Source organism: Salmonella sp. FC25216, assembly GCF_057751355.1.
Genome location: NZ_JBDGON010000002.1, coordinates 151,240 through 166,104, shown reverse-complemented (window position 1 = coordinate 166,104; position 14,865 = coordinate 151,240). Strand labels below are relative to the sequence as shown.

The following is a 14,865-nucleotide window of genomic DNA, read 5'->3' as shown; positions in this document are numbered from 1 at the left end:
TCCGGACTGGGGGCGCTAAAGGGCGCAAGTGTAACGCGAATTGCGCCTCGGGAAAATCCTTTACGAGCCTGGAACCGCAACGTGGCTGCCATGCATCACCAGAAGGTGATCTGAATCGGCTGGCATGCCGTCTGGCTCAACATTTTCCAGCCGCAATACATCGCCCATGATCTGGCTGAATACAGGCGCAGATACCGCGCCGCCATAATAAGCCCCATTTTGCGGATTATTAATCACCACCACCAGCGCAAATCTGGGATTGCTTGCCGGGGCTACGCCTGCGGTATATGCCACATACTTATCAACGTATTTACCATCATCGCCAATTTTTTTCGCCGTCCCGGTTTTGACCGCAATACGGTAGTCTCTTACTGCGGCTTTTGTTCCGCCGCCGCCAGGCAACGCGACGCTCTCCATCATATGTTCCACCTCGTGCACCAGTTCTTCCGACATTACCCGCGTGCCAATCACGGGCGGATCAACTTTGGTGATCGATAACGGACGATAAATACCAAAGCTGCCAATCGTGGCATAAACGTGCGCCAGTTGCAGCGGCGTCACCATTAATCCATAGCCAAAGGCGAAGGTAGCGCGATCCAAATCACTCCAGTAACGGCGTTTCGGTAATAACCCGCTGCTCTCTCCGGTGAGACCAAGTCCGGTAGGCACGCCGAAACCAAAGCTTTTATAAGTATCCATTAATTTCTGTACCGGCATCGCCAGAGAAAGGTGAGAAACGCCGGTATCACTGGATTTTTGCAAAATGCCGGTTAATGTCAGTTCAGGATAGTAACCGACGTCGCGGATACGGTGTCCATCGAGAATAAAGGGATGGGTATCGATAACACTGTCCGGTTGCACGATGCCCTGCTGTAATGCAGTCATAATGACCAATGGCTTCACGGTAGAACCGGGTTCGAAGGTGTCGCTGATGGCGCGGTTACGAAAATCATCCAACTGCGCGCCTTCACGGTTGTTGGGGTTGAAATCCGGGTAGCTCGCCATCGAGAGGATTTCACCCGTTGGGATGTTAATCAATACGGCAGCGCCGGATTCCGCTTTATTCCAGGTGACGGCGTTATCCAGCGCATCTTCGGTAACCGTTTGCAGACGTTCATCAATGCTAAGCTGAAGTTCATGAGCAGGAACCGGATTCACTTCCGTAATATTCTCTATAACGTGGCCAAACTTATCTTTACGCACCAGTCGGGAGCCCGGTTTTCCCGTCAGTTGCGCGTTAAAGCTCTTTTCAATACCTTCTATTCCCTGCCCGTCGATATTGGTAAAGCCGATCAAATTGGCCGCTACATGCCCGGCGGGGTAAAAACGGCGCGACTCTTCCCGCAGGTTAATGCCCGGTAGATTCAGTTTATCTATCCATTCGGCTTGCTGAGGTGAAACCTGGCGCGCCAGGTAGATAAAACGGCCTGCCGGGTTGCTGTTTACCCGTTCAGCAAGCGTACTGAGCGACAGATGTAGCGCGCTGGCCAGCGCCTGCCAGCGCTCATTGTAGCCAACTCCGCCTTTGCTTATGATAGTTTTCGGATCGGCCCAGACAGCATTAACCGGAACGCTCACCGCTAAGGGGCGCCCTTCTCTGTCGATGATCATGCCGCGTGGAGAAGCCGTCGTCACTTCACGAAGCGAGCGCATATCTTCTTGTTTCACCAGTTTCGACGGCGTAACAATTTGCAACCATGCCACCCGCCCTAACAGCAATGCCATACTGAGCAGAATGGCAGTGCAAAGTAGTGCAAAACGTATGGGCGTAAAATTACGGGTATCGCCGTCGCTTTTCTTTTTCACCTGATCTCCAGCCGAATCATTTTTCAGGTGATTGATTTAACGGGAAACGGCAGGAAAAACCAGAAAAAACAATGCTAATAATATCGCGCCTTTGCAACAAATCGCTAACGAGAGCGCATTCAGACACATTTTGAAGGATATTGAATTAAAAAGCCCCGCTTTTAGCGAGGCTTTATATCTGAGGCTGACGCGACAAACCGCATCAAATCAGTGGGGTCGATCAGATAGCTGTTACGTTAACAGCAGCCGGACCTTTCTGGCCGTCCTGAATTTCGAACTCAACGTTCTGGCCTTCAGCCAGAGTTTTGAAGCCATTGCCCTGGATAGCGGAGAAGTGTACGAACACATCTTTGCTGCCATCAGCCGGAGTAATGAAGCCAAAACCTTTGGACTCGTTGAACCACTTAACTTGACCTTTAATCTTTGCCATTTGCAAAATTCCTTAGAGTGTTTTCTTTGCCCGCAGGCATAACATAGATAAAACTGAGACATTACTGCTTGAGGCACTAATATAAGGTTCGGCAGAGAAGCGGTATTCAACGTCAACGTGTTTACTCAGGACTTCTTTACTGAAAATGCCACACATAAACAGAACTGTACCTCGTTTAACCCAAAGCCTGTTATCACATACAACGTTAATTATGGCAAGCCATTTTTAAACGTGTCTCGATCCGTCGCACAAATTACGAGAACCTTCACAAATTGACAGCACGTTTATGCAACAAAACTGCTGAAAATATATCCTTGCAAATTGGCGGACTTCCTGACAACGTCATTGCTGAACTGCCACTTTTTTACCATAGCTCAATAAGTTCGCTTCTTCCAGTACATCAAATCACATTTAAAAGCTGTATCTTTTATATCACTTTTTATGCAGATTAATGCATAAATTATCACAATGCTAAAAAACACCTTTTAATCAAAATAATAGAAAAGAAAAGAGGTATTCGACACTGCTTCCTGTGAAATTTCTCGCCTTTACAGGATGTCTTAAAATAATGAACAAACAATGACAATCCACAAAAAGAGAGAGAAACGTTTCGCTTTTAATAGACAATGATCGATATCACAAAATTGACATATACACATTTGTTATAGATATAAAACTATGTTTCATATAAAGCCATATATTATCTAAGGCGTTGATACTGTATTGTCAGTTACAAGCGGCAACACTGACAAATCCGAAGGGGGAATGGGGCGTATGGCATCTGGCTGCTTGCGCCCCGGTAAGCGTTATCGTTCAGCAACCAGACGGATGATGTCCTCATCCTCCTTCCGCTCGCTTGCCGCTATTGCGGGTTCAGCGTCTTTTTCTGGTTCGTTTGCTTCACAAAGGCGGCGCAACAACGCGTTTTGCCGCTTCTGTTGATCCAATAACGCTTCGAGCAATTCTATCTGCTCGTTAGCGCGGGAACTTGCCCGGTTGACAAAGAACCAGATCGCCAGCCCGACCACCAGAACCACCATTGATACTATTAAAGATGCAAGAGAAAACGCACCAGAGTTTAAAACATCGTTCATTTCACCACCTCAATGTAGAGACGTCATTCTACCACTGCTACACGGGAAGGAAATCTCTGGTATAAAACGTTTACCAGGGAATAAATTTATTGATGGCGCAAATACCGCTGAAAAATTGTACATCCTGATCGCACATGATATTAAACACCTGCGCCGACAGCAACAGGCATACCACCACCACGATGCCGAGAACGACCCATCGAAATTTTTTCACTCCACTCTCCGATCTTACATCTTATGTCGCTAAATTATCATGGGTTACCTAAACCAGGAGTAACTGTAGCGGCATTATATGTTTTTAGGAATGATTCACTTGTTTCAATCAATGTACACGCTACTCTTATTCTAACTAAAAAAGAAAAGAGGTAGTAATGCGTTTGATCATTCGCGCAATTGTATTGTTTGCCCTGGTGTGGATAGGCCTGCTGCTGAGCGGCTATGGCGTACTGGTGGGAAGTAAAGTGAACGCTGCGGGGCTAGGCCTGCAGTGCCATTACCTGACTGCACGTGGCACCACCACGGCGCAATATGTCCATACCAATAGCGGCATCATTGGCTTTTCTGACTGTCCCCTTTTCAGAAAAAGCGCCACTGTCGTGGATAATGGCTAAGCGATAATAAATAATTTCACAGCGAAACTATCACGGATGATTACCCTATATTAGCTGTTGTTTATAAGCGTCGTTAAATAATGTTTTAATAACCGTTAAATAAGCCGACAGTCATTATCCTCTTTGACCATTCCATCTCACCAGATGTTATAAAAAAAGCAGCTACATTTTTCGCGGCTGCTTTTTTTAACGTCATGCTAATAACGTTGCTTAGAAGGGATAATCGTTGTAACCCATTTGTTCAGAAATTTTACGCGCGGCGGCGTGTAACATAGCCACATATTCCTGTAGGCGCTCTTCTGAAAAGCGCAGCGTCGGGAACGAAATGCTTAACCCTGCGATTACCACGCCAAAACGGTCGAATACCGGTACGCCGATACAACGTAACCCTTCTTCCTGTTCTTCATTATCTTCACCGTAGCCTTGCGCACGTACTTTATCCAACAGCGGCAGCAACGCTTCAGTACTGGTAATGGTTCGTCCGGTGCTTTGTTTATACTCTACGCCGTCGAGAATCTGCTTAACCTCATCGCGATCGCGCCAGGCCAGAAGCACTTTACCGATGGCCGTACTGTACAGCGGATTACGACGACCAATGCGTGAGTACATCCGTAGATTGTACATAGAGTCAATTTTATGGATATAGACAATACTGTCTTCATCCAACGCGCCAAGATGGATAGTTTCTTTCGTCAGACGAGACAGTTCGCGCATCTGAATGTCCGCACTGCGGATCAAATCAACATTTTGCAAGGCTCGCGCGCCCAGTTCAAACAGCTTTAACGTCAGAGAGTATTTTTCAGACTCCCCCTCCTGAGCCACGTAGCCCAGCGTTTTCATGGTTTGCAAAAAGCGATAAACGGTGCTTTTCGACATCATGACGCGCTGCGATAGCTCGGTAATCCCTATTTCACGCTCTTCACCCAGCGCCTGCAGAATGCCGAAAACCTTCAGCACAGAAGATACAGAATCAGGCTGTTTATCCAGATCTGCGTTTGCCATTTATCACCTCATTACGAGTGTTTTATAAAATTCAGAACGAGTTTTTATTATAATTTCACGCCAGGTCGCCCGCAATCCATCTTTGCTTACTTCGTTACAAATCTGCGACATAACACCTCAATATTGATGCTAAAATTATTATTCAGCTCATAATTATCATTATTACAAAATACTTATGGAAAAAACACGGGCCGACGGCCTGCCCCTCCCGCAGAGATACGGTGCTATCCTGACGATTATTATCGGTATTTCGATGGCGGTTCTGGATGGCGCAATCGCTAATGTCGCGCTGCCAACTATTGCGACTGATCTACACGCCTCCCCTGCCAGCTCTATCTGGATTGTCAATGCGTACCAAATCGCGATTGTCGTCTCACTACTTTCCCTGTCTTTTTTAGGCGACATGTTTGGTTATCGCCGGATCTATAAATGTGGTTTAGTGGTATTTCTGCTTTCATCATTGTTTTGCGCGCTTTCAGACTCGCTGCAAATGCTCACGCTGGCGCGCATTGCGCAGGGGTTTGGCGGCGCGGCGCTAATGAGTGTAAACACGGCGCTGATTCGACTTATCTACCCCCAGCGTCATCTGGGACGAGGCATGGGAATTAACTCTTTTATCGTCGCTGTCTCTTCCGCCGCTGGTCCAACAATCGCCGCGGCGATCCTGTCCATCTCATCATGGAAATGGCTGTTTCTGATTAATGTCCCATTAGGTATCATCGCCTTAATTCTGGCTATACGCTTTTTACCGGCAAACATCGCCCATGACGCTAAGCCTCGCTTTGACTTACCGAGCGCGGTAATGAATGCGCTCACATTCGGCCTGCTGATTACTGCGTTGAGCGGCTTTGCTCAGGGACAGTCGCTAGCGTTGATTGGCGCAGAGCTGCTCGTCCTAGTCGTGGTTGGTTTTTTCTTCGTTCGCCGCCAGCTTTCTTTGACCGTCCCCTTGTTACCCATTGACTTGTTACGCATCCCGCTCTTTTCGCTCTCAATCGGCACGTCAATTTGCTCGTTCTGCGCGCAAATGTTGGCCATGGTCTCGCTACCTTTTTACCTGCAAACCGTGCTGGGCCGTAGCGAAGTAGAAACCGGCCTGTTGTTGACGCCCTGGCCGCTGGCAACGATGGTGATGGCGCCGCTGGCCGGATACCTGATAGAACGTTTTCATGCCGGTTTGCTGGGGGCGCTGGGAATGGTGATAATGGCAGCCGGATTGTTTGCTCTGGTCATGTTGCCAGACTCCCCCTCCGATGTGAATATTATCTGGCCGATGATCCTTTGCGGCGCAGGGTTTGGCCTGTTCCAGTCGCCGAATAATCACACCATTATTACTTCCGCGCCGCGTGAGCGCAGCGGTGGCGCCAGTGGGATGCTGGGCACGGCGCGACTGTTAGGCCAAAGTACTGGTGCCGCACTGGTAGCGCTGATGTTGAACCAGTTTGGTGACAGCGGAACCCACGTGTCGCTGCTGGCGGCGGGCTTTCTGGCGACCCTTGCCGCCATCGTCAGTGGACTTCGGATCACCCACCCCCGGATCAAGGGATAAAAAAGGTTCATCGCAGGTTAGCGTGAACCAATAGAAAACGGCAGTCAGAACGTTTAGGTTTGTATTCGCCAGAACACCCCCTGAACTTTCAAAACTGCCGTTACTATGAATGCTAGCCTGACTTCTCTTTCTGGAAAGGGTTCAGTGTCTCTTCCTGCACTAAAATTACTCCCGATACACGGCTCATTCGCCTCCAGCCTCTGACTTCCCTAACCCCATATTATCGCTCCGCATATTCATGATACTTCCCTGCGACGTACCTGCTCAGTTAGAAGGTCTCGCTGGATGTACCCGTTCGCCGCTTACGCTGCTCATCCTGCGGCATTATGACCGAAAAAATCAACTGGCTGCCTGAGCGTCAGCGATACACCTCCACCCTGTCGGCGTGAATAGCTATATGGACATGAACACTGCGTTACTGGAAGCCAGTCAGCCATTAAATACAGTCGATGTGATGAAAACGGCACTGAAAGAAGTGTGGTATGCCCCGAATGAACAGGAGGCGAGCCAGCACAGGAATAGTTGAAAAGGCAGGAGCGTATTATTGCAGGGAAGAGATGTGAATATCGCCGCCCTTAATCTAAAATAAGACGGGAATTAAAATTGTGTAATTACCTGTTAGTGATATGTTTATTCCAACAACGCAGACAGGCAATTATGGACGAAAATAAACTCAAAGCGCTCGCTGCTGAACTGACTAAAGGACTTAAACCGAAGCCGACCTTAATCAGTGGTTGAAGGAAGTGCCGCATCAGCCGTCAGAAGACATTCAGTAAGCTAAGCAGTACAGAGGGCCCGCCAGCCACCTGCGGACTTTAGCTCACTAATATTAATATTGAAAATATCAATAAAAAGGTTTGAATACATGCCGCAAATAACCGCTATCAATAGTATTGAAAGTCAAAATGTAATGCATGGCGCCCCCTCCGCGATAACAGCACTTACTACAGAACAATTATTAATAAAAATAGATAATGTAAGGTTAGAAGAAAGACCTGCAATTCCAGTCTGCTACCGGCTGGCTGTGAATGCTGGCGTTGTCGCCGGGACGATATCCAAAGAAACAGAAGATATCCTTTCATCTATTCCTGGTAATTATTCTGAAAACTATCAAAAAATTATGGGGATTACTGTAGGGAATTACTTCATGCATATCAGCAAGGATCATATTGTCGACTCTGGAATAATAAATTTCAGGAATTTAAGAAGTGGTAAAATATTTCACACAGCCTATGTGCATAAAACTATAAATGGCGAAATTATATTTCTACATAATAATAATCTGACAATAGATGCAATATTAAACAAAGGGATGCATTCTCTCCCTTTACAAAAAGGGGGACTGAATGTTCATATATTAGATGACCAGAAACTTAGAAACCTACAGGATTATCTTAACCAAAACATTGGCTTTCACTTCATTACAACACGTGATTTGGAAACTAATTTAAAAAAAGAGTATGGCTTTAACCATCCCTGTAATTTGCCATGTGAGCATTTAACACATAATTCAGAGGGAGAAAAACTTTCATCAGAACAAATGATGGATGTTGATGTACCGGGGACATCGGCACAACAAGCTAATATCCCTACTATTGTATATGAATTCTCAGCACAGAATTTGCCGGAAAAACTCAGCGATATAAAACCTGACGATGACGATGACATATATACTTCATCTTCTTCCTCTTCGCCTTGTTCTTCGCCTTGCCCCTCTCCCCCTCGTGTTCCTGATGCAGAAGAAATAAGAAGGAAAGAAGAGCATAATAAACGGGTTCGCTGGTATCAACAAAAACGGTTTGCAGAACTCACTAAATTACATCCGGATCTGGCTAGTCATATCGTAACAGAAATGTTACCTACAGGTATTTTGTTGACTCGTGTTAAAAACAGCCCAACTGATATATTATTTGTTGATGTACATGGTACATACATGAATATGAAGTCTGGCACAATGCTGAAACCAGAAGCTATTGCTCGAGGTTTCACTAAGACAATAACTATCCCTAAGAATTTAGAACTGAATTTTTTAGCACCACACGATACTATCCTTACAGAAGGACCTGGATCGAAGGATGGTAATCATGTTGGTATAACAGAAAGAGCATTAGGCGCTACCGGTAAATCTTGCCAGATTTATTCCAGGCTGGCAGCGCCTGATGCTATGAGACCCGGTATTGTTTACTCAGAATATAATGAAAAAACGGCGGGAACAAACGAAACAGGGAAAGTTGTGAATTATCTTTTGAGTTCTACTTCCGACGATGTGGATCAGACATTGTGCCAACTTTCTGTTTTAGAAAACCGTATTAGTTGTCCTGATAAAATGGATATGCTGACTATTGCACCGAAAGTAGGTATTTTTGATGAAAAATATAAAGTAACAACCCTGGAGGAACTCTTAAGAGTGATCCAGATTACTAACCCTCAATATAAAAGGATAATCCTTGGTTCATGCCGAAGAAGTTATTTTTCACGTGATGATTCTATTTATGAGTATTCTCTTCAGACATCAGACTTACCAATTGACAGGCAGATGCCTATACGTGGAGATAATAAATCAGCTTTTATTGTTGAAGATTACAATATCCTACCCAATGATGATTTAATGTCAATACGAAATTATATCGATAGGGAAATCAGGAAAAATCTCGCATGGACTCCAGATGCAGGTGATTTTATTCCCCATGTGATGATGAAGTTACCAGATTTTCAGGAGACAGGCTTACAACTTAATATATTTACGCCATCGCTGGAGTCAGGTGAGTATAATCACTGCGTTAGTTACCCAGAAAATACAGAACAGTCTATCCGGCATGAAATAAACCTTATTAATTATGGCGACCACTATGATCTTTTGACTGCAGATAACAAAATAATTGATATTCCTCCTGGTGGAAATTGTTTTTATCATGCAATTTATAACGCATTAACGGCAGAGCAGAAAATCAAGATAACAGGTACGCCATTCATTGATTTAGCTATCCAGAACTTAAGACATCGTATTGCCGATCAGATTCTTCGAGATCCATCTTTGTGGCATTTAATCCCCGGTTTACGCTCGTTCATCCCGGCTAATGATTCTCAAATGGATGAGGCTCAGCAGAACTTACCAACTCATTATACTGGTACTATCACCCGTAATGTTGGATATGAACATGATGAGGGTATTAAATTATCGATAAATAAGGTACAGCTAAAAAAACGACCGGCACACGATCAAAAAGTTAAAACTTTAACCAAACGTCTTCCTGAAGCCAAAAAATTGACATTACATGCTGCTTATGCCGGTAAACTTATGACAGAGACAGTGCTTGCTGAAGCCGAAAGAGATGGCATGCTGCCTGCCCGTGTCGATGGAATGATAAACGCAAAAGATATTTTAAGTCATTACCGGCAGCAATCACTGCGTTTAATGAACCAGGAATCTTTTGGCGTAACCGGATATGAAATAGCAAGACAGATGGAATCCAGACTGGAGAAACTAGACAGTGAGTTGTCTTATTTAGATCATGAGGGGAAGAGAGATGAGTACAATTTATTAGCCGCTTCACTTTTTGATATCCATCCTTATGATTTAAAAAAGATGGCGCGCGAATCTTTTCCACTGATGGATCGCTATTGCGAAATGTTGGATCGGGTTGTGACGAGTGGCAATCTCACGCCGGAGACGTTGCAACAATGTCTTGATGCATTGCTCCATCGTCATTCAGATGAAAAAATGCCATCAATTGTTACTACGCTTCTCATAGATGGTCATTTCTCAACCAATCATCGTGATGATTCACTGCATGAATGGAAACCCCGGTTGTGGAGTGTCATGGTGCATACCGCTCAGGCATTGGATCCTGTAGAGGGTATAAACAATATCAGAAAAATATTACTATCCCGATTGTGGCACGATACATCAGTCGGCAAAATAGGTTTTTCATTCAGGCAGAAAAAAGTCAATGCCTATGAGAAAATATTTTCCTCTTCAGTTCACAAAGATTCATTTTCTGCAAATCTGCCGCCTCTTGAACTTCTGCCCTCTCGTGAAGAGTTAAGAGCAAGCAAAGCTGGACTGGAATGTGTCAGGTTAAATGATAAATATGCCAGAATAGCGTTCTGTGTCTTAACGCACGTTGAAAATATGTCCCCCCTGTCAAAGACAGTTCGGGAACTGGCGCTCATCCCTGATGCTGAAACCCGGATGTCTAAGGTGGTAGGGTACCTACTTGATGCGGAAAATAGTCAGGATAAGGAAAAATTTAACTATTATATCAGACTATTGCTGCCTCCACTGATGAAGCCAGGAGCGTTATCAGGAATGGATGATAAATCAATGGCGCTTTATGCGAGTATTCTGGATACCGTGAGTCGAAGCGCGTTACTGGAACCGAAAATGGCAGAAAAAATTGTTCATACGTTGGTTAATCCGGATGAACTATTTTCTGTGATTCGTATCGCTTTACAGCGGAATTCTGCTCCCTGGATGCACTCAATATGGAGTGCATTGTACCATGCCACGAATAAATCGGAAAATATGACACTTGATAAGATAAAAGAAATTCTTTTATCCAATACCTATAGTAATGAAATGATTGGGTCGTTAAAGTCTATTCGAGGCCTTATCCATCCATATGGTTACAATGCTTATAAAACCATCTTCAGACGCCCTGTTTCTGACCATAAGAGACAACTACCACGACAGTTTTTACCCGAACGGAGCCAAATATTACGATATAGCAATTCCACCAGGCTTCGTAATGAAATTGAACAGCATAAAAACGTCGCTCCGGATGTGACAACGTCTCAATACATATCTTTAGGGGCCTTGTTTTCACGTCTTTTTGCTGATGGGGATGTCAGAAAACCTCTGGCGAGTATTGAGCATAATAATATCCGAACGCCTCAAACGTTGGCTCAAAGTTTACAAGCGAGGAAAGAAAAGGAGCAATTGGCACTGAGTCAGTTTTATACTTCTGCTACACTGGTAAAAGAAAGCGATTGGCTTCGTAATGATATTATCTCAACTCAACGTAATTTGTTACGAACAGATCTTTTGCTAAATGATTTTTGGTCTGAAGAGATGCGCCAGTATGCACCATCATTGATTGGACGTATTTTGCATTGTAATATTATCATTAGTAATAATGACGTAGTACGTAGTGTTGGTGGAAATTATCAGGATAAAGTACAGCTCATTGAAACTGCTGAAGGATATATTCCTCAGCATGCTAAAGATACTGATTATAAGCCTGCACCATTTTTTACTGCTTTACTCTCGGCATTACCCGATAAGTTACATAGCGAATTAACAGATGCACTTCGCAAAAAGACAGGAAAAACTCTGGCCCATTTGAAACCTGAAGAACAGATCGCGAAGTTGCTCTCTGATTATATTGAAATAAATCCACAAGTAATAGATAAGCTAATTGAGGAAAGATCTGGTATTGATAATCATGAATTATCATATCTGGATGTATTGATGTCCAGAATTACCGGACAAAGCGAATCAAAACATGGCGATCTTGATTTTTACGAATTTCTTTATTTATCTACACGAATTTTCCATGTGGACAATAATGATATACAAGAAAAAATACTATCTGTCATGTTAAGGAAGGATATTATCCAGAAGATGTTGAGGTTAGAAAAAAATTATGGCGTGATGACAACATATCTTGGACTACTACAAGTTGCATCCAACAAAAATAAAATAAGTAGTGACGGCATCATGACTATTTTCAACTTTCTTGCTGATAAGAATTCGTTTTTTATTAAAAGAATTATCGATAGCAAAGATGGCGAGCAGCTTTTCAGTTCTTATGTTTCTCTGTTGGATTACGCCATCGATTTCATTGCGAAAAGTAAAACCAATACTGACGAGGAATTCAAACGTGTGGTTGGGGAGATGAAATCTCAACTTCGTCAGAAATGGCTGAATATGGATGTGTTTAAAAAACTTGTCAGTAAAAAACAGCGGCGTGATTATAAAAAATTCATCTCTCTGTTGCATCATCGTGAATTAACGCCTACCTCCATGGAGTTCGATTCTGAACAGAAAAAAAGACGTCTCGACTTCAGGAAAAAAGTGCTCAGAACGTCACACCGCATAAATAAGTCTATTCGTATGGAGCCTGAAAATAGACAACCACACAGTACAGAGATAACCTCTCTGGGCTTATTACGATTTGCACAAAAATACTTCCATACCAGTATTATTGAGCCTGAGCGCATCTACAGGATTGAGCAAGAAGCTATCAGCATAGTTAAATCTGCAATTATTCAACAAGTTAAAAAAGAGGTAATAACAATCATCTCTCAGCAGTACCTTGATGCAGCGAATGATATATTGAGTCGTTACCCCGGTAATTTCGAAGCCATTGACCAGGCCGACAAATTACGTAACGAAGCTAAGAATCCATCTAAAGAGATCGTTGACAAAATTGCCAGTGAACTGGCGGAACAGTTTTTTAGGGAAAGAGAGCAGGATTATATTCCCGTTCTTCGGCAGATAATTTCCAGTCATGCGAATTTGCTTCCTTTTATGCAAACGTGGGATGAGCAAGAAGAACGGATGGTCGTTCCTCGTTATGCGAGTTATATTTCATCCAGCCCAGCATTCAACCTTTTAATTCAGGATGTTATCGTCGGTGATCATGCTTCTGAACACAAAGAGCCAATGATGCCCAACAGCGAACTTTCTGTTGAGGATTGTGCGAGAGTATCCAAATTAATTGATGCGAGTAAGGATGTATCGGGTATAAATGCAGATGGTCAATATACAACGGAGGAATTGTATATTGACCAGTATCGAAATAAAACAGGCCAGACTAATGCCTGGATTAGCAAAAATAAACGTCTCCGTCTTAATCATAAATATCCGCATACAAGAGATATTAAGATATTTTCCGACGAGAATATTTTTCCTGCACAAAGTGAACGAGCACAACAATCATTCAGTAAAACGCTAAAGAATAGTACGAGAAACAGTCTGGAAGATAGTGACCGAACTAAAATTACAGGAGAAACCGGAGGAATTCGTGTTCCAACAATTGTATCGCATGCAAATTCTCTGAACACAATGTCTCTACCTAATGGCATACAAAATAATGTTAATGCTTCGGTGGATACTGGAAATGAAAGAGTTAAAGTAACGAATTCTCTTGTAGAGAACCCTCTCACTACTGAAAAGCTTAAACCTGACCTTAACTATTTACAACCTATAGAGCATGAGCGAGAGTCCAGAGTGGCTCAAGCAGTTACTACCAATGGCGCGTTAAGTTATCACGCTATTTCATCCACGTATGCCATTGACAAAAAAGATGTAAAAAAATTACAAGACAAACCTTACTCTCCAGCTCTGATTAATGAAAAAAAAATGAAAGAGAATGTTCTACCGATGTCTAAACCACAATCGTTTCAATATTTTCAATATGATAAATCAATAACTGAAGATGAGATTAAGAAAAAATTTGAAGTGGAGAGGAATAAAGCCCAAACGCCTAATTTTACTTTTGATGGATATGTTGAGGGTATAAACCAGAAATCTATCAACGAAAAAGCGTTAGTTAGAGACGCGATACAAAAATTAAATGCGGAATATATTGAATGGGAACGGGAAGTTAAAAATAATAGTATGGTATCTAACGATGCAGTGGAGACCAAAGCACATTATCAATGGAATGAACCTGCTCTTGGTAAAGAAGAGGTCCACATGAATAAAATTTTGAATGACACACATCTTTTGAATAAAGTACATAATACTGTAAAATTAAAATCGGAAAGTGAAAATAACGAAACCCACTCCCGTTGGGAAAGCAAAATAATTAGCGCTAATACGCTCACATCGCTCCCTGAAGATATCCGAAGCCGATATAAAGATGGCTTTAATTCCGCTATAAAACATATTGAAGACAGTGCTAAAGCTATTGTTGAAACATCGCAGTTTGCCACTATCATAAAGCATGAGGCCGCTCTGGTTGATGCGGTTATATTTTCAGATAAAATGCAATCTAAGGACTCAACAGATACTACGGTCATAAAAGCTAATAGTGAAATTCATGATGCAGTCGATGCGAAGCGAAGTGAAATAGAAGAAGAAAGGGCTGAAAAGCATGAGAAGGCCTTAGACAAGGCCAGGGAAGAAGAGAAGAAAATAGAGGAAGAGAAGGAAAAAGAACAGAAAGAGAAGGATGCTTATAAGGCGTTAAAAAATGAGGACGATGAGGAAAAATTGAAGCGGATGCAAAACATGAAAGAACCGACACAGGCAGAAAAACGTGCTGCAGCACTCAAGCGTTTTGAGCTTGTACCGGATTCTGTGTAAATGCCTTTTCTCAGAAGTGACCGTCCAGGCGGTCACCGAACCCGATAAAAAAAGCGCGT

10 protein-coding genes are annotated in these 14,865 nt (G+C 43.3%); 4 read left to right on the top strand and 6 right to left on the bottom strand.

Annotated elements, in window-relative coordinates; all coding sequences use genetic code 11:
• Positions 1–60 precede the first annotated feature (60 nt).
• From ftsI to mgrB, 5 genes are all read right to left on the bottom strand, one after another.
• Entirely contained in the window at positions 61–1,806 is a 1,746-nt protein-coding gene (gene ftsI, locus AC3G3F_RS04260; protein ID WP_023247720.1) for a peptidoglycan glycosyltransferase FtsI, read from the bottom strand.
• A 220-nt stretch (positions 1,807–2,026) separates the two neighbouring features.
• Positions 2,027–2,236, bottom strand: coding sequence for a transcription antiterminator/RNA stability regulator CspE (gene cspE, locus AC3G3F_RS04255; protein WP_001062678.1), 210 nt, complete (start codon positions 2,234–2,236; stop codon positions 2,027–2,029).
• Between the two features lie 12 nt (positions 2,237–2,248).
• Positions 2,249–2,392: a DUF2627 domain-containing protein gene (locus AC3G3F_RS04250; RefSeq protein WP_001537930.1), complete on the bottom strand. Its 144-nt coding sequence runs from the start codon at positions 2,390–2,392 to the stop codon at positions 2,249–2,251.
• Positions 2,393–3,042: 650 nt separating this feature from the next.
• Entirely contained in the window at positions 3,043–3,330 is a 288-nt protein-coding gene (locus AC3G3F_RS04245; protein WP_023247721.1) for a YebO family protein, read from the bottom strand.
• Between the two features lie 70 nt (positions 3,331–3,400).
• Positions 3,401–3,544, bottom strand: a complete 144-nt coding sequence (mgrB, locus tag AC3G3F_RS04240) for a PhoP/PhoQ regulatory lipoprotein MgrB (protein ID WP_303071969.1) — start codon at positions 3,542–3,544, stop codon at positions 3,401–3,403.
• 157 nt (positions 3,545–3,701) lie between these two features.
• On the opposite strand from mgrB, the gene AC3G3F_RS04235 reads away from it, so the two are divergent.
• Positions 3,702–3,941: a YobH family protein gene (locus AC3G3F_RS04235; protein ID WP_023247722.1), complete on the top strand. Its 240-nt coding sequence runs from the start codon at positions 3,702–3,704 to the stop codon at positions 3,939–3,941.
• A gap of 210 nt (positions 3,942–4,151) precedes the next feature.
• Here AC3G3F_RS04235 and kdgR read toward each other — a convergent pair whose 3' ends face one another.
• A complete protein-coding gene (kdgR, locus tag AC3G3F_RS04230; RefSeq protein WP_023247723.1) occupies positions 4,152–4,943 on the bottom strand; it encodes a DNA-binding transcriptional regulator KdgR in 792 nt (263 codons plus the stop codon).
• Positions 4,944–5,118: 175 nt separating this feature from the next.
• Between kdgR and AC3G3F_RS04225 the strand changes: the two genes are divergently transcribed.
• From AC3G3F_RS04225 to AC3G3F_RS04215, 3 genes are all read left to right on the top strand, one after another.
• Positions 5,119–6,492 carry an MFS transporter gene (locus AC3G3F_RS04225; protein ID WP_053528970.1) on the top strand — a complete coding sequence of 458 codons (1,374 nt, stop codon included), beginning with the start codon at positions 5,119–5,121 and terminating at the stop codon, positions 6,490–6,492.
• A 397-nt stretch (positions 6,493–6,889) separates the two neighbouring features.
• On the top strand, positions 6,890–7,018 hold the full coding sequence (locus AC3G3F_RS04220) for a hypothetical protein (RefSeq protein WP_254888655.1): 129 nt from the start codon (positions 6,890–6,892) through the stop codon (positions 7,016–7,018).
• A 339-nt stretch (positions 7,019–7,357) separates the two neighbouring features.
• The gene (locus AC3G3F_RS04215; RefSeq protein ID WP_488394507.1) at positions 7,358–14,806 is read left to right on the top strand and encodes a DUF8038 domain-containing protein; all 7,449 of its coding nucleotides are present in this window, start codon (positions 7,358–7,360) and stop codon (positions 14,804–14,806) included.
• Positions 14,807–14,865 lie beyond the last annotated feature (59 nt).

Excerpts from the sequence above, each read along its gene's own strand:
- AC3G3F_RS04245 (WP_023247721.1), bottom strand. The coding sequence starts at position 3,330 with ATGAACGATGTTTTAAACTCTGGTGCGTTTTCTCTTGCATCTTTAATA.
- kdgR (WP_023247723.1), bottom strand. The coding sequence starts at position 4,943 with ATGGCAAACGCAGATCTGGATAAACAGCCTGATTCTGTATCTTCTGTG.
- AC3G3F_RS04250 (WP_001537930.1), bottom strand. The coding sequence starts at position 2,392 with ATGTGTGGCATTTTCAGTAAAGAAGTCCTGAGTAAACACGTTGACGTT.
- AC3G3F_RS04225 (WP_053528970.1), top strand. The coding sequence starts at position 5,119 with ATGGAAAAAACACGGGCCGACGGCCTGCCCCTCCCGCAGAGATACGGT.
- AC3G3F_RS04220 (WP_254888655.1), top strand. The coding sequence starts at position 6,890 with ATGGACATGAACACTGCGTTACTGGAAGCCAGTCAGCCATTAAATACA.
- cspE (WP_001062678.1), bottom strand. The coding sequence starts at position 2,236 with ATGGCAAAGATTAAAGGTCAAGTTAAGTGGTTCAACGAGTCCAAAGGT.
- AC3G3F_RS04215 (WP_488394507.1), top strand. The coding sequence starts at position 7,358 with ATGCCGCAAATAACCGCTATCAATAGTATTGAAAGTCAAAATGTAATG.
- AC3G3F_RS04235 (WP_023247722.1), top strand. The coding sequence starts at position 3,702 with ATGCGTTTGATCATTCGCGCAATTGTATTGTTTGCCCTGGTGTGGATA.